Annotated in this window: 14 protein-coding genes and 1 pseudogene; 7 read left to right on the forward strand and 8 right to left on the reverse strand. The window is 56.5% G+C overall.

Annotation, left to right across the window (positions count from 1 at the left end; translation table 11 throughout):
* The first annotated feature begins 3 nt into the window (after positions 1–3).
* Both E0L20_RS15230 and E0L20_RS15235 read left to right on the forward strand, forming a co-directional pair.
* A complete protein-coding gene (locus E0L20_RS15230) occupies positions 4–852 on the forward strand; it encodes a glycosyltransferase (protein ID WP_131634673.1) in 849 nt (282 codons plus the stop codon).
* An 18-nt stretch (positions 853–870) separates the two neighbouring features.
* Positions 871–1,785, forward strand: a complete 915-nt coding sequence (locus E0L20_RS15235; protein ID WP_131634674.1) for a capsular polysaccharide synthesis protein — start codon at positions 871–873, stop codon at positions 1,783–1,785.
* Between the two features lie 30 nt (positions 1,786–1,815).
* Here the strand turns inward: E0L20_RS15235 and E0L20_RS15240 are convergent, their stop codons facing one another.
* The 3 genes from E0L20_RS15240 to gpmM are packed head-to-tail and all read right to left on the reverse strand — an operon-like array spanning position 1,816 to position 5,589.
* Positions 1,816–2,748 (reverse strand): divergent polysaccharide deacetylase family protein, encoded by a 933-nt coding sequence (locus E0L20_RS15240; protein WP_131634675.1) that lies wholly within the window; start codon positions 2,746–2,748, stop codon positions 1,816–1,818.
* A 3-nt stretch (positions 2,749–2,751) separates the two neighbouring features.
* On the reverse strand, positions 2,752–4,011 hold the full coding sequence (gene envC / locus E0L20_RS15245; RefSeq protein ID WP_242673413.1) for a murein hydrolase activator EnvC: 1,260 nt from the start codon (positions 4,009–4,011) through the stop codon (positions 2,752–2,754).
* A 33-nt stretch (positions 4,012–4,044) separates the two neighbouring features.
* A complete protein-coding gene (gene gpmM, locus E0L20_RS15250; RefSeq protein WP_131634677.1) occupies positions 4,045–5,589 on the reverse strand; it encodes a 2,3-bisphosphoglycerate-independent phosphoglycerate mutase in 1,545 nt (514 codons plus the stop codon).
* Between the two features lie 248 nt (positions 5,590–5,837).
* On the opposite strand from gpmM, the gene E0L20_RS15255 reads away from it, so the two are divergent.
* The 5 genes from E0L20_RS15255 to cysE all read left to right on the forward strand — a co-directional run bounded on the left by E0L20_RS15255 (position 5,838) and on the right by cysE (position 8,949).
* On the forward strand, positions 5,838–6,269 hold the full coding sequence (locus E0L20_RS15255; protein WP_089598266.1) for a rhodanese-like domain-containing protein: 432 nt from the start codon (positions 5,838–5,840) through the stop codon (positions 6,267–6,269).
* 11 nt (positions 6,270–6,280) lie between these two features.
* Positions 6,281–6,532: a glutaredoxin 3 gene (grxC, locus tag E0L20_RS15260; protein WP_010426371.1), complete on the forward strand. Its 252-nt coding sequence runs from the start codon at positions 6,281–6,283 to the stop codon at positions 6,530–6,532.
* 32 nt (positions 6,533–6,564) lie between these two features.
* Entirely contained in the window at positions 6,565–7,032 is a 468-nt protein-coding gene (gene secB / locus E0L20_RS15265; protein ID WP_014068374.1) for a protein-export chaperone SecB, read from the forward strand.
* A complete protein-coding gene (gpsA, locus tag E0L20_RS15270; protein WP_131634678.1) occupies positions 7,032–8,051 on the forward strand; it encodes an NAD(P)H-dependent glycerol-3-phosphate dehydrogenase in 1,020 nt (339 codons plus the stop codon). The genes secB and gpsA overlap by 1 nt, the downstream gene beginning before the upstream one ends.
* Positions 8,052–8,127: 76 nt before the next feature.
* The gene (cysE, locus tag E0L20_RS15275; RefSeq protein ID WP_131634679.1) at positions 8,128–8,949 is read left to right on the forward strand and encodes a serine O-acetyltransferase; all 822 of its coding nucleotides are present in this window, start codon (positions 8,128–8,130) and stop codon (positions 8,947–8,949) included.
* Between the two features lie 32 nt (positions 8,950–8,981).
* Here the strand turns inward: cysE and trmL are convergent, their stop codons facing one another.
* The 5 genes and pseudogenes from trmL to E0L20_RS15300 form a co-directional block, all read right to left on the reverse strand.
* Positions 8,982–9,452 carry a tRNA (uridine(34)/cytosine(34)/5-carboxymethylaminomethyluridine(34)-2'-O)-methyltransferase TrmL gene (trmL, locus tag E0L20_RS15280; protein WP_131634680.1) on the reverse strand — a complete coding sequence of 157 codons (471 nt, stop codon included), beginning with the start codon at positions 9,450–9,452 and terminating at the stop codon, positions 8,982–8,984.
* Between the two features lie 77 nt (positions 9,453–9,529).
* Entirely contained in the window at positions 9,530–10,717 is a 1,188-nt protein-coding gene (gene lldD / locus E0L20_RS15285) for an FMN-dependent L-lactate dehydrogenase LldD (RefSeq protein WP_131634681.1), read from the reverse strand.
* On the reverse strand, positions 10,714–11,487 hold the full coding sequence (gene lldR / locus E0L20_RS15290) for a transcriptional regulator LldR (protein WP_131634682.1): 774 nt from the start codon (positions 11,485–11,487) through the stop codon (positions 10,714–10,716). Before lldR ends, lldD begins: the two co-directional genes overlap by 4 nt.
* On the reverse strand, positions 11,484–13,139 hold the full coding sequence (gene lldP / locus E0L20_RS15295; RefSeq protein WP_131634683.1) for an L-lactate permease: 1,656 nt from the start codon (positions 13,137–13,139) through the stop codon (positions 11,484–11,486). Before lldP ends, lldR begins: the two co-directional genes overlap by 4 nt.
* Positions 13,140–13,431: 292 nt before the next feature.
* Positions 13,432–16,158: pseudogene (locus E0L20_RS15300) on the reverse strand (YadA family autotransporter adhesin); the annotation flags it as partial.
* Positions 16,159–16,248 lie beyond the last annotated feature (90 nt).

Below are 16,248 nucleotides of genomic sequence, written 5' to 3' on the forward strand. Positions count from 1 at the left end.
GCCATGAACGACCTAATCTCAGTAATCATCACCACCTATAACAGAGAGGACCTGCTGGAACGTGCAGTGCGTTCAGTTATTGCCCAGACCTATCCTGCGGTAGAATTGGTGATTGTTGATGATTGTTCTAACGAAAAAACGTCACAGCTGATTGAGCGTATGCGGGCGGAGTGTGAAGCGCGATTTGTGCATTTTACCTACGAGCGCAATGAAAAGAACAGCGGGTCTAACTTCAGCCGCAACCGGGGCTATGCGCTCTCGCACGGGAAGTTTGTGACAGGTCTGGACGATGACGACTATTTCCTGCCCGAACGCCTGACAAAGCTCGCGGAACGCTACGATGACAAATACGCTTTCGTCACGGATACGCCCGCCAGGCTGGATAAAACCCACCGCACCTATCCCGACACGGATGATAAAAGAATCATCGAGCTGCAGGACGTGTTGTGTGAAAACGTGGTGGGTAATCAGGTGCTGACAACCAAAGAGAAGCTGTTGGGCGTGGGGGGATTTTCGCCTGAAATCAAACAGCAGCAGGATCGCGATGTCTGGATTAAGCTGATCCTTAAATATGGTCCCGGTATTAAATACAGCTTCAGCACCGCCATGGTAGATGCTGAACACGGCAGTGACCGCATTACGTCACAGGTTAAAAAATATAACGCGTATCGAAAGCTTTATTTTAAATATCGCCAGCATATGACTGACGTTACGCGCAGTAATAATCTGTTCCAGCTCATGTCGTTTCGGGGTTTTAAATCGACGCGGATGAATTGCCTGCTGCGCGGCCACAAAAAAGATGCCAAGTTAAAAATGAAGCTGTTTCGCCGTACGTTAAAAGAGCTGTTCTGAGTGTGAGAAGGTGAAATAATGAATCTCAATGTAACGAATAAGCTCATCAAGAAAACCCGTCGCTGGCACAAAAAAACGGGTTTTTCTCTTTTTCAGCGCGCAGCCGCGCATTTTGAGCAGAAGAAAAAAGAGACGATTTTTAGCGTTATTGATGGCCTGCAGCTTCAGCCTGAAGAAGCAGGCTCTGCGGAACCCGCACAGTCGCGTATTATCTGGATCTGCTGGTTCCAGGGGCTGGAGAGCGCGCCTGAGCTGGTGAAGCGTTGCATTGCGTCGGTACAGAACAACGCGCCTGATGCGCAAGTCATTATCCTGACGGATGAGAATATTCCCGACTATCTTGCGTTGCCTGAGCATATTAAAACCAAGTATCAGGCAGGGCTGATTAGCAAGGCACAGTATTCCGACATTGTACGCTGCTCGCTGTTGTATCAGTACGGCGGGATTTGGATGGATGCCACCGTATTTATGACCAGGCCGGTACCGGAATCGTTCTACCAGCGTACCTTCTCATCATTGCGTTTTGATGTAGCCGAAAATGCGCTGAGCCAGGGTTACTGGACAGCCTATTTTCTTGCGGCTCAAAAGGGAAATGCCCTGGTGAAGCTGGTGCGGGATATCCTGTATCGCTACTGGCAGCACCATGACGCGCTGATTGAGTATTTCCTGATTGATTACAGCTTTTTGTATGCGCGCGAGAGATATCCTCAGTTCCGGCAGATAATGGATGTGCAGCCGGTTACCGGAAACAACCGCTTTTTGATTCGACAGTTTATCTCCTCGAAGCCGGACGTAACGGCCATGACGGCGCTAAATCAAGATCCGGTGGGAATTTATAAGCTGTCGCATAAAGAACAATACCGCACCTCAGACAGCGGCCAGCCAACGGTTTACAGCAAAATCCTGGACGGTTCCTTCTCTCTTAAGTCATAAAAAAGCCACCCTTAAGGTGGCTTTTTAGCGTCAGGCTTTTTTACCCCATCCCTGCCACTGATTCTGGACGTACTTCACCAGCGTGCTTTCACCGATGCTCTCCCCAATAACCGAGAAGAAGCGGGTCGCGTAGACCGGCTCAAGCGGCTGCTTCGGCAAGCAGCGCTTCACGCCGCGGAACGGATTGCGCGGTGTTGAAGGTGCGGGCTGCCCCGAGTTTGGTGTTGAGGTATCCACCTGCGGTTCGTTCAGCAGATCGCTCGGGCGCACCAGCGTGATATCGGAAGGCAAGGTCGGCAGCATCTGCTGAAGCACGCGCACCGTTGAAGGATGCGGGTGGCCGATAGCAATTGCTGAACCGTTGCGCCGGGCCAGCTGTACCGCGCGGTTGAACTGGAACCGGATATCCGCTTCATTCTGCGTATCATCCAGGAACACCTTGCGCTTAATCACCTTCACGCCCGTTCCCTGCGCGGCGCGCATGGCCTGGCTGTTGCCGATGGTCACGCTGTCGAGGAAATAGAGGTTGTAGCGCTCAAGCGACTGCATCACTTTGAGCATGCCATACAGGCTGGACGTCATCGCGCTGCCCATATGGTTATTCAGACCCACGGCATAGGGCACTTTGTTGTAGGCCTCGCGGATGATGCGATCGATCTCATCGCTGCTCATCTCCGGGCGAAGGGTATCTTTTTCTAGCGGCTGCTTGCTGATGGGCGCCATGGGCAGGTGGATCAGCACCTGATGGCCGCTGTTATGAGCTTTGGTCGCCATCTCACGCGCGTGTGGCGCATTGGGAAGAACAGCGACTGAGATGGCTGACGGCATCGCCAGCACCTGATTTTCGTAGTGTGGACGATAACCGAAGTCATCAATCACGATGGCGAGTTTGCCTGCGTATACCGGCGCAGCCAGCGCCAGTACGCTGGCTACGGAGAGAACAATTCGACGAAATTGAAGCAAAACTTATCTTCCCAACCACGGCTGTGGATTGACCGCCTGACCCTGGCGACGAATTTCGAAATAGAGTGACGGGCGGCCCTGACCGCCACTGCTGCCCACAAGGGCGATGGGTTGGCCCGCGCGCACCTGCGTGCCGACGCTGACCAGCGCGCTCTGGTTGTAGCCGTAAAGGCTCATGTCGCCTTTACCGTGTTCAACCACCACCACAAGCCCGTAACCCTGCAGCCAGTCGGCCAGGATCACGCGGCCATCGGCGATGGCTTTCACTTCGCTACCTTCAGACGCACCGATAACGATCCCTTTCCAACGTAGCTCACCCTGCAGCTGTTCGCCATAGCGATGCAGAATTGAACCGCGAACCGGCCAGTAGGCCTGACCGCGAGGTGAGCCCAGGCCGCCGGTACGCGACATTAACGAGCGCTCGCTTTCGCTGGGTTTGTAGGTGGTGCCTTTACGGGAGGCTTCCTGCTGCTTGTTGCGAACCGCCTGCGCCTCACGCGCCTCTTTTTCGGCACGCGCTTTCGCCGCCGCTTCGGCGCGGGCGATGCTGTTACGCAGTTTTGATTCGTTTGCCCGCATTTCGCTCAGCTGGCTTTGTCCTGCCTGAATAGAGGACTCCAGTCCGGCAAGCGTTTTCTTACGCTCGTTGCGTGCCTGCTCCAGCTTCGCCTGCTGGGCCTGCCGATCGTAAAGCAGCGTCTGCTGCTGGCTCTGCTTCTCTTCCAGCTCGGCTTTTTGGGTGGTGACTTCCTCGCGCGTCTGCTTCAGCTGCGCGATCGTCTCCTGGCGCGCCTGGTTCAGATAGCCGAAGTAGGCCTGCAGACGCTGGCCGCGCTGGCTCTCTTCACCGCTGAGGATCAGCTGAAGTCCGGTATGTTCACCCTGACGAAACGCGGCATCAAGCTGCGCGGCAAGGGTGCGCTCCTGCGCATCACGCTGGCGTTCCAGTTTGGCAATCGACGCGTTCATTTCGTCGATCTGTTTATTCAACTGGGCGAGGGTGTCTTGCGTTTCACGGAGCTTGCGTGCGGCGGCGGAAATGGCTTCTTCCTGCTGCTTGAGCTGGGCGAGAAGTGAGGAGCGCTGCTGCTGCTGCTGGCGTACCGCGCGCTCTTTGGCGGCGATATCGGCCTGAATGGATTTGAGCTGGTCGCGATCGTCCGCGTGGGCGGATGCGGCGCACAGCAATACGCCAGCGCTGAGCGCGCTGGCGTAAAACAGAGGTCTGACTGATAACCTAAGCGGCTTCACGACCCATGTGATTGAAAAAATCGCCTTTCCCCTCATGGGGAGCGATTATTCCACGATGAACAGCGGCTTACCAGTCATCTCTTCAGGGATCGGCATACCCATCAGCGTCAGCATGGTTGGCGCGATGTCGGAAAGCTTGCCGCCTTCCACTGCTTTCAGTGATTTATCACCCACATAAATCAGCGGAACGGGCAGGTTAGTGTGCGCGGTGTGCGCCTGACCGGTCGCCGGGTCGCGCATTTGCTCTGCGTTACCGTGGTCAGCGGTGATCAGCAGCTGGCCGCCAACGGATTCAACGGCTTTGGCAACCTGCTCAACGCAGTGATCCAGCGCTTCAACCGCTTTAACCGCCGCTTCCATCACGCCGGTATGGCCAACCATATCGCCGTTCGGGTAGTTACAGATGATGGTGTCGTACTTGCCGCTTTCGATGGCTGCAACCAGCTTTTCAGTCAATTCTGCAGAGCTCATTTCTGGCTGCAGATCGTAGGTGGCGACTTTCGGGGAGTTAATCAGGATGCGGTCTTCACCCTTGAACGGCTCTTCAACGCCGCCGTTAAAGAAGAAGGTGACGTGCGCGTACTTCTCGGTTTCAGAGATACGCAGCTGCGTTTTGTCGTTCTTCGCCATCCACTCGCCGAAGGTGTTTGCCAGCGAGGCTGGTGGGTAGGCGCAAGGCGCTTTAATGTCTGCGGCGTATTCGGTCAGCTGGATAAAGTCGAGGCTCACCACTTTCTTACGGGCGAAACCGTCGAAATCGCTGTTCACGAAGGCGCGGGTGATTTCACGCGCGCGGTCAGCACGGAAGTTCATGAAGATCAGCGCGTCGCCATCTTCCATCGCGGCATCGGCCTGGCCTTCAGCGCGAATAACGGACGCCTTAACAAATTCGTCGTTTTCATCACGTGCATAAGCGGCTTCCAGCGCTTCAACGGCGGTCGCGAACTGGAACTCACCCTTGGCAAGGGTCATCAGGTCATAGGCCTGTTCTACGCGATCCCAGCGGTTGTCGCGATCCATCGCGTAGTAACGACCAATGATGGAGGCCACGCGGCCCTTGCCCAGTGCGGCAAATCTATCTTCGAACGCTTTCAGCGAGCCTTCTGCGCTGCGCGGTGGCGTATCGCGACCGTCCAGGAACGCGTGCAGATAGATTTTCTCTGCGCCACGTTCCGCTGCTAGCTCAACCATCGCCATGATGTGATCTTCATGGCTATGAACGCCGCCAGCAGAGAGCAGGCCCATGATGTGTACCGCTTTACCTGCGGCAACGGCTTTATCCACTGCGCCAGACAGCACCGGGTTGGAGAAGAACGTACGTTCTTTAATTTCAACGTCCAGACGGGTCAGATCCTGATACACGATACGGCCCGCGCCCAGGTTAACGTGACCGACTTCGGAGTTGCCCATCTGGCGGTCCGGCAGCCCCACTTCCAGGCCAGACGCGTCAATCAGGGTATGGGGACGTTTTGCCCACAGCGCATCCATGACCGGGGTTTTGGCGTTGAAAATGGCGTTATCCTGTTGATCTTCGCGGTAGCCATAGCCATCCAGAATCACCAGTACCATAGGTTTTTTAGAAACCGACATTGCGACAACCTCATGCTCAAGAGACAAAAAATTTGCGTAATTTTACTACAGCTGAATCGATCAAATAGCCGCAGAAGATCAAAGAATACGTAGGGGCAACGCTCTTCACCGACTATTTTCAGGCTTTTTTTTCGTGGCATGCCGCAGAAAATGGATTAGCTTATTGTCGCTGGCTGTATTTGCCACAACGCACAGGTATACTCCTGTCCTGGTTTTTTTAATCACTTAGTCGGGAGTTGTTACCCCCCATGCAAGAAATTATGCAATTTGTTAGCCGCCACCCGGTTCTGAGCATCGCGTGGATTGGCCTGCTGGCCGCTGTGCTGTTCACCACCTTTAAGGGATTGACGTCTAAAATTAAGGTGATCACCCGTGGTGAAGCGACGCGTTTGATCAACAAAGAAGACGCCGTTGTTGTCGATCTGCGCCAGCGCGACGATTTCCGCAAAGGCCACATTGCAGGTTCTATTAACCTGCTGCCTGCTGAAATCAAAGCGAACAACATTGGTGAACTGGAAAAACATAAAGCCCAGCCGATCATCGTTGTTGACGGCACCGGTATGCAGGCGCAGGAATCTGCCAACGCACTGCATAAAGCAGGCTTCGAAAACGTAACGGTACTGAAAGAAGGCATTTCCGGCTGGAGCGGGGAAAATCTTCCTTTGGTTCGCGGTAAATAAGGAGTTGAGTGATGGCCAATATTGAGATCTACACCAAAGCAACCTGCCCGTTCTGCCACCGTGCGAAAGCGCTGTTGAACAGTAAAGGCGTCACCTTCCAGGAACTGCCGATCGATGGTGATGCGATTAAACGCGAAGAGATGATCCAACGTAGTGGTCGCACGACGGTTCCGCAGATTTTTATTGATGCGCAGCACATTGGCGGCTGTGATGACTTGTATGCGCTCGACGCCCGTGGCGGACTCGATCCGCTGCTGAGCTAAGAGACTTTAGGACAATTAAAAAGGGTTTTTCCATGTCAGAACAAAACAACACCGAAATGACTTTCCAGATCCAGCGCATCTACACCAAGGATGTCTCTTTCGAAGCGCCAAATGCGCCACACGTTTTCCAGAAAGATTGGCAGCCAGAGGTTAAACTTGATCTTGATACCGCATCCACCCAGCTGGCGGATGACGTGTATGAAGTCGTACTGCGTGTGACCGTTACCGCGTCTCTGGGCGAAGAAACTGCATTCCTGTGCGAAGTACAGCAGGGCGGTATCTTCTCCGTTGGCGGTATCGAAGGCAACCAGATGGCGCATTGCCTGGGCGCATACTGCCCGAACATTCTGTTCCCGTATGCGCGTGAGTGCATCACCAGCCTGGTATCTCGCGGTACATTCCCGCAGCTGAACCTTGCGCCAGTTAACTTCGATGCGCTGTTCATGAACTATCTGCAGCAGCAGGCTGGCGAAGGTGCCGAACAACATCAGGATGCCTGATGAGCACTGTTAATGCGTCAATGACTGTGATCGGTGCCGGCTCTTACGGCACCGCTCTTGCTATCACGCTGGCAAGAAATGGTCACGACGTGGTCCTGTGGGGCCACGATCCCAAACATATCGCGACGTTGCAACACGACCGCTGCAACGTGGCGTTCCTCCCGGACGTTCCGTTCCCGGACTCTCTGCATCTGGAAAGCGACCTCGCAACCGCCCTGGCGGCCAGCCGCAACATTCTGATTGTGGTGCCAAGCCATGTCTTTGGCGAAGTCCTGCGTCAGATTAAGCCGCTGATGCGTTCTGATGCACGCATTGTTTGGGCAACGAAAGGCCTTGAAGCGGAAACTGGACGGCTGCTGCAGGACGTTGCCCGCGAAGCGCTGGGGGATGAGATCCCGCTGGCGGTCATCTCCGGCCCGACCTTTGCCAAAGAGCTGGCCGCTGGCCTGCCGACGGCGATTTCGCTGGCCTCCACCGATCAGGTCTTCTCCGACGATCTTCAGCAGCTGCTGCACTGCGGCAAAAGCTTCCGCGTTTACAGCAACCCCGATTTCATCGGCGTGCAGCTGGGCGGGGCGGTGAAGAACGTGATTGCCATCGGTGCCGGGATGTCTGACGGCATCGGTTTTGGTGCGAACGCGCGTACTGCGCTGATCACGCGTGGCCTGACCGAAATGTCGCGCCTGGGCGAAGCGCTGGGCGCCGATCCTGCCACCTTTATGGGCATGGCGGGGCTGGGCGATCTGGTGCTGACCTGTACCGACAACCAGTCGCGTAACCGCCGTTTTGGCATGATGCTCGGACAGGGCAGCGATGTGCAAGGCGCGCAGGAGAAGATTGGCCAGGTGGTTGAAGGCTACCGCAATACCAAAGAAGTTCGCGAGTTGGCGCACCGTTTTGGTGTCGAAATGCCAATAACCGAGGAAATTTATCAGGTATTGTATTGCGGAAAAAATGCGCGCGAGGCAGCATTGACCTTATTAGGTCGTGCGCGCAAGGACGAGCGCAGCAGCAACTAGCCGGGAACTATCGTCACCTGAATGACCCAGCCAGCGCAGAACTGGCTGGTCATTATACTATCGTCTGGAGCAAGCAATGCCGTGTGAAGAACTGGATATCGTCTGGAACAATATAAAAGCCGAAGCTCGGGCTTTGGCCGACTGCGAGCCTATGCTGGCCAGTTTCTATCACGCGACGCTACTCAAGCACGAAGACCTCGGCAGCGCCCTGAGCTACATGCTCGCCAACAAGCTGTCCTCCTCGATCATGCCCGCCATTGCCATTCGTGAAGTGGTGGAAGAGGCCTATGCCGCTGACCCGGAAATGATCGCCTCTGCTGCCTGTGATATCCAGGCCGTGCGCACGCGTGACCCGGCGGTCGATAAATACTCGACGCCGCTGCTGTATTTGAAAGGCTTCCACGCGCTCCAGGCTTACCGCATCGGCCACTGGTTATGGAATGAGGGCCGCCGCGCGCTGGCGATCTTCCTGCAAAACCAGGTGTCCGTTACCTTCCAGGTCGATATTCACCCGGCGGCGAAAATTGGCCGTGGGATCATGCTCGACCACGCCACCGGCATTGTGGTCGGTGAAACCGCGGTGATCGAAGATGATGTATCTATCCTGCAATCGGTCACGCTGGGCGGTACCGGCAAAACCAGCGGCGATCGCCATCCGAAAATTCGTGAAGGGGTGATGATTGGTGCGGGTGCCAAGATCCTCGGTAACATCGAGGTAGGGCGTGGGGCGAAGATTGGTGCGGGTTCGGTGGTCTTACAGCCTGTTCCGCCACATACCACCGCCGCTGGCGTACCGGCACGCATTGTCGGCAAGCCAGACAGCGATAAACCGTCTATGGATATGGATCAGCACTTCAACGGCATCCACCATACGTTTGAGTACGGTGACGGTATCTGAGACAACGCCCGGTGGCGCTGCGCTTACCGGGCCTACCTTAAAAGCGCACCGGGATAACCCAGCTGGCGCCAGGCTTCATACACCACTACCGACACCGCGTTCGACAGGTTCATGCTGCGGCTGTCCGGCATCATCGGAATACGAATTTTCTGTTCAGCAGGCAGGGCATCCAGAATCGAGGCTGGCAGGCCGCGCGTTTCAGGGCCAAACATCAGATAGTCACCTGCCTGATAGCTCACGGCGCTATGTGCTGGCGTGCCTTTGGTAGTCAGGGCGAACATACGCTGCGGCTTTTCGGCATCGAGAAACGCAGCGTAATCGTGATGGCGAACCACGGCGGTAAATTCATGATAATCCAGCCCCGCGCGGCGCAGGCGTTTGTCGTCCCACGCAAAGCCCATCGGCTCAATGATATGCAGACGAAAGCCGGTGTTGGCACACAGGCGGATAATATTGCCGGTATTCGGTGGGATCTCTGGTTCGAATAAAACGATGTTAAGCATGCTGCCCCCTTAATTTCGGGGGCAGAATAGCATCCCCTCTCCCCTTTGGGGAGAGGGCCAGGGTGAGGGGAAGCTCCTTAAGCCGCGTCGCCCTGCGACAGCGGTGCCAGCGCGGCAGGCAGCTTGCGCAGCTCCTGCACCAGTGAATCCTGGCTGATTTCGCTAATCGACTTCGCGCCGGTCAGGGTCATCGCCACCTTCATCTCTTTCTCGATCAGGTTCAGCAGATTAGCGACCCCGGCCTGTCCGTGGGTTGCCAGCGCGTACAGGTACGCACGTCCCAGCAGCACGCTGTCTGCGCCCAGGGCGATCATACGCACTACGTCCAGCCCGTTGCGGATGCCGCTGTCGGCCAGAATCGCGATGTCCCCTTTCACTGCATCTGCGATGGCAGGCAGCGCGCGCGCAGAAGAGAGCACGCCGTCAAGCTGACGTCCGCCGTGGTTAGAGACGACGATCCCGTCCGCGCCGAAGCGCACCGCATCGCGGGCATCTTCCGGATCGAGGATCCCCTTGATCACCATCGGCCCATCCCAGAATTCGCGGATCCACTCCAGGTCTTTCCACGAGATGGACGGATCGAAGTTGTTCGCCAGCCAGCCGATGTAATCTTCAAGCCCGGTCGGTTTGCCGAGATAGGCAGAAATGTTGCCCAGATCGTGCGGACGACCGTTTACGCCGACGTCCCACGCCCACTGCGGGTGAGTAACCGCCTGCCAGTAGCGGCGCAGGGCGGCATTCGGGCCGCTCATGCCGGAGTGCGCATCACGATAGCGCGCGCCCGGCGTTGGCATATCCACGGTAAAGACCAGCGTCGAGCAGCCCGCCGCTTTGGCGCGCTCAAGGGCGTTACGCATAAAGCCGCGATCGCGCAGGACGTATAGCTGGAACCACATCGGGCGCTTGATGGTCGGGGCGACCTCCTCAATTGGGCAGACGGACACGGTAGAAAGCGTAAACGGAATGCCTTTGGCGTCCGCCGCCGCCGCCGCCTGGACTTCACCACGGCGGGCATACATGCCGCATAGGCCGACGGGTGCAAGCGCCACCGGCATGGAGAGCGTCTCATTGAACAGCTTTGTTTCAAGGCTTAGGTCAGACATATTCTTCAGCACGCGCTGGCGCAGGGCGACATCCGACAGATCTTCCACGTTGCGGCGCAGGGTATGTTCGGCATAGGCCCCGCCGTCAATATAGTGGAACAGGAACGGCGGCAAAATGCGCTGCGCCGCGGCGCGATAGTCACTGGCTGCTGAAATAATCATGCTTTGTTCTCCCTGGAAATATCACTCTCGCCGGGCAAGCGGGTAATGCGCGCCTGTCGGGCCTGATCTTCATCAAATCGTTTAATGGTGGTGTGCACGAAGCCGAGATGCGCCATCATCGCCTTGCGCGCGGCTTCGGCATCTCCGGCCAGAATGGCGTTGAGCACCGCCTCGTGCTGTTCGGTTAGCTGGGCGAAAACCGGCGGAACCAGATACATGCGCTGTCGGCTCTGCTTCACGGAGGATTGCAGCAGGTCGAAGAACCCGCGCATGGTTTGAAGGAGCACCACGTTGTGCGACGCTTCGGCAATCGCCAGGTGAAAACGCACGTCCGCCTGAGAGGCGATGTCCGGGTCGCTGCTCTGCGTGGCTTCAAAACACGCTTTGAGCTTCTCTTTGTCGGCCTCGGTTGCCCGCATCGCCGCGTGCCAGGCGGTGCTGGTTTCGATGGCGTGGCGCGCTTCAAGAATGTCGAAGCTGTAGTCCGGGTCGTTTTCCATCAGCGTTTTCAGCGGCTGGACGATATTTTGCTCGGACCAGTCGTCATGCTGCCAGCGCACGAAAGTACCGCCGCCGCGACGGCTCAGCAGCACTCCTTCGCTGACCAGCGTCGCCAGCGCTTCGCGCAGTGAATTACGCGACACGCCAAGCAGGGCGGCAAGCTGGCGTTCGGCGGGCAATTTCATGCCCGCCTCCAGCTGTTGTTCTTCAATCAGCGCCCGCACGCGAGTGGCAATCTCGTCGGACAGGCGTCTGGGCATCACTATCATGGAATCATCCAGGTTAAGACATAGGCCTGCAGGGTGGTGATCACCCCCACCATGCAGGTGAATATCAGGCTGTGTTTAACGGTAAAGCGGAACAGGTCAGACTCTTTCCCCACCAGCCCTACCGCCGCACAGGCAATGGCGATGGACTGCGGAGAGATCATCTTCCCGGTCACGCCGCCGGTGGTGTTCGCCGCGACCAGCAGCACGTCCGACACGCCAATCTGCTGCGCCGCCGTCGCCTGCAGGGCGGCAAACAGGGCATTCGATGAGGTATCAGAACCGGTCAGGAATACCCCCAGCCAGCCGAGGAACGGCGAGAAGAAGGTAAACGCGTGCCCGGTATGCGCCAGCGCTAACGCCAGCGTCGACGACAGGCCGGAGTAGTTCGAGATAAACGCGAACGCCAGCACCATCCCGATGGAGTAGATCGGCAGCAACAGCTCTTTAATCGTCGCCGCAAAGGTCTGCACCGCGGCGGCAGGCTTCATGCGCAGCCACACCACGGAAAGGATAGCGGCAAACAGAATCGCCGTGCCGGTGGCGGAGAACCAGTCGAACTTGAACACCGCCGCATACGGCGTGGCGTCGTGTACGACCGGCGGCATACGGGCAACCATCTTGTCGAGGAACGGCACGGAAATGTTAACCACCATGTCGTAAAGCGCGCCGCCCGGAGCGAATAGCGCTTTAAATGGCGGAATGCTCCACAGCGTCACGGTGGCGGTCAGGAACAGGAACGGTGACCAGGCGCGGACGATTTGCCCGGCGGTATAGCCGGTGCGGGCGAGGGTCTGATCCACGTGCGACGCGCCCATATCGGCAAAGCGGAAGATGCGCACCGGCTGCCAGCGCTTCAGGAACAGCGTCAGACAGACCAGTGATACCAGAGATGAAATAATGTCCGGCAGTTCCGGGCCGAGGAAGTTTGAACTCAGGTACTGGGCAATCGCGAACGAACCGCCCGCCACCATCACCGCAGGCCACGTCTCCTTCACGCCGCGCCAGCCGTCCATAATCGCCATGATCCAGAACAGCACGATGATGGTCAGGAACGGCAGCTGGCGGCCCACCATCTGGCCGATCTCAAAGCTGTCCAGCCCGGTCACCTGTCCGGCCACCAGAATCGGGATCCCCATTGCGCCGAAGGCGACCGGCGCGGTGTTCACAATCAGGCACAGGCCAGCGGCATACAGCGGGTTAAAGCCCAGCCCGACCAGCAGCGCCGCGGTGATCGCCACCGGTGCGCCGAAACCTGCAGCTCCTTCCAGGAACGCCCCGAAGGAGAAGCCGACGATCAGCATCTGCAGGCGCTGGTCCGGCGTGATGGAGAGGATCGACGAGCGAATAATGTCGAACTGCCCGGTTTTTACCGAGATTTTATAGACGAAGACCGCGGCGATGATGATCCAGGCAATCGGCCACAGTCCGTAGAAGAAGCCGTATACGACAGAGGCCAGCGCGCGATCGACCGGCATTTTGTAGAAAAACAGCGCCACCATCAGCGCAATGGCAACGGTATACGTCGCGGCGAGGTAGCCCTTCAGCTTGAGCTTAATCAGCGCAAAGAAGAAGAACAGGATCGGAAGCGATGCGATCAGGCTCGATAGCCAGATATTTCCGGCCGGATCGTAGTTTTGTTGCCAGAGGCTCATGCAGGTCTCCTGGGGACCACACGGTCTGAATAGCGGGTGAGTCTGCGCTCATCTCTGCGTCACAGTCTGTGTAAAAGTGGTCCTGCCAATATTGTGATGTAGGGTTAATGACAACGAATGGTTAACCAAATGTTATGGGTGAGCAATGATTTTGTGAGTGCAAATAATGGAAATGTGAACCAGGAAAGGGTTGGTTGAGTGATTGGTTGGGCCAATTTTATTCGTCAGAAAAAAATGGCGATACCACAGGGATATCGCCATTGTCAGGATTAACGCTATTGTTGTTACCGTATTACCACTGAATACCCGCACCGATGGCCGCGGAGTAATCGCCCTGGCTGTTGCTGGTCCCCTGCAGCTTGTAGACCCAGCTACCGCTCTCACTGACCATTGAAACGCCCAGCGCAACGGCGGTTTCACCGTTATAGGTACTTCCCGCGAGAGAGGTCATGCTGGCGCCTGGCGCGTAAGCCTGAGGCAGGCCTGCCATGGCCATTGCAGAGGCAATACCCCCGCTCATTTTGTCTTCCACGTTGCGGATCTTGCTGTTCATTTCACCCATTTTCTGGTCGGTATAGGTGTTCGCCGATTCAACGCTTTGTTTTAGCTGCGTATAGTTAACGGCGTCGGTATTGTTCACCGCTGCCGATACGTTGCTAATCCGCGTGGTGCTGCCGTTTCCGTCACCCAGGTTGATTACGCTGTAGTCTACAGAGCCATCAGTATTGGTGTTGTAACGCACGGTACCTGCTTCGGAAGCTTTCAGCTGAGCCACGTTAACAGCATCAGTGGAATTTACCCCCGCCGAGACGTTGGTAATACGACGCTGTTGGCTTGAGGAACCGACAGATACCGTGTTTTCCTCATTCGCGATGGAACCCGACCCTAACGCCACGCTGTTGTTGGCTGACGCCGTGGACGATGCGCCAATCGCCACGCTTTCATCACCTGTTGCGATAGCAACATCGCCAGTTGAATTCACCGCCAGATAATCGGAACCGCCGGATACAGTAATATCACCCAGGGACGTTTCCAGCGTGGTTACGCGGTTATCCAGGCTGCTGTACTGGTTTACAAGGTTGGAGATATTCGTGGTGTTTTCTGCCACTTTGCTGTCGGTGACTTTAAGCTGAGCGACGTTAACTGCATCAGTGTCCGCAGAGCCAGCGGCAACGTTAGTGACCTGGCGCTGACCGGTTGAGCTGCCAACCGAGAATTCACCTACAGAAGTTTGCGCGTCGCTCAGGTTGTAAGCCGTGTATCCACTCTGAGCGCCCACGGTAGTCATCGAGTTGCTGCCCATCGCGATGCTGTCAGCGTAGCTTGCATGCGCGTTGGTCCCGATGGCGATACCATTTGTCGCTGTTTGGTCAACGATAGAACCCGTCCCCATACCTACACCCGCATCGCCGTTCACAACCGTTTTTGCACCCACTGCAATAGCGTCAGTGCCAACAGCCAGGGCATCTTCGAGCGTGGAGTTTGCATGGAAATATTTACTTGCTGTCGTGGCAACGGCGCCGACTGCATTTTGCAGCTGACGTACGGTTACAGCATCCTGCGATTCAGTACCATCGGCAACGTTGGTGATCTGGCGATAGCTTTCACCGTCTTTACCCAATGACAGCGCGCCCAGCAGAGTGCGATCGGTGGTGTCATGGCCCACTGTGATAGTGCCATCGCTGTTAGTTTGCGTCGCTTTACTTGAGGCGACGACGGTTCGATCGGCGATCGAGCCTGAGCCTAACGCAATACCGGTATCGATGCTGCTCGTGCTGTTTTGACCAAGAGCCAGGCTGCTCGCCCCAGACGCAACGGCGTTATATCCGATAGCTGTCGCACCGACACCCGACGCATGCGCATCGTCTTCGGTTAAGCCCGTATCGTTAGTGCGCACATACTTCACACCAGAGCCGTTATTCGTGATGTATGTCGTGCTGGTATCCCCGGCAATCTGGCTAATGGCCTCGCTGTTTTCCTCAACCAGCAGGTTGGTTGCATACAGCTGCGCACCATTAACCACATCGGAACTGTCCGCCGCCAGGTTGCCTGCGGCAACATTGGTGATCTTGCTGGTGGCAGAGGAGCCGTGAGCGGCGCTGAATGCACCGGCGGTTTCATCCCACAACAGCGCATTCTCGGTCAGGCCCGTAATAGAGGTAGTGATGTCAGTGACGTTGTTATTGAGGGTGGTGATATCAGTGGTGTTTTGGGCCACGTCCTGATTGGTAGCAAACAGCTGTGAGCCATTAACGGCATCAGTGCTGTCTGCGGCCAGAGCGCCTGCCGCGACGTTGGTGATCTTGTTAGTGGTAGTGGTGCCGTGCGCGGCACTGAATGCACTGGCAGCGTCGTTCCACAGCAGAGCATCTTCAGAAATGTCGGCCACAGAGGTATCTATGGAGACTAAAGCGTCACCAACGTTGTTATACGTGCCGTGGCTTAATACGTACTTAGGGGCATTTACCGTGCCGTTTACGTTTACGGATGCACCGCCGCCCAGGCGGGTGGCCACGGATGAGCTCAAGTTATAGAGCTGCGACCCGTTAACGGCATCGGTGCTGCTGGCGGTAATTACGCCTTTATCGACATAAGTGATTCTGCGTTGTGTATTCGCATTCCCTACTGAAACGGTATTATCCTCGGCTGCACTAGAACCATCACCGAGTGCAACGGAATTGAGGGCCGTAACTTCTGCATTTTTACCAAGTGCGATACTTTGATCGCCGCTGGCGGTTGCACCATTACCGATAGCAATAGAATCGACGGCGTTAGCATCCGCTTTGTGTCCCAGTGCGACGGCGTTATTTCCCGTTGATTTTGCGCCGTTACCCAAGGCGACGGAATCGGTGCCCGTTGCATTGGCTACTACGCCCAATGCCATTGAATAGCTACCGCTAGCCTTAGAAGATGCACCCACAGAAATGCTGCGGTCGCCAGATGAGCTAGCTTTAACACCCAGCGCCAGCGATGCGTCGCCGTCGGATTTACTGTAGGAGCCAATTGCGGTACTCCAGAGACCCATTGCGGAAGAGTAATAGCCCAGTGCTGCACTGGCACCATCACCGCTGGTATAGGTATTTGCCGTTACGCCCGTACCGATTGCAAT

Origin of the sequence: Enterobacter wuhouensis, assembly GCF_004331265.1 — a bacterium.
GTDB lineage: Bacteria > Pseudomonadota > Gammaproteobacteria > Enterobacterales > Enterobacteriaceae > Enterobacter > Enterobacter wuhouensis.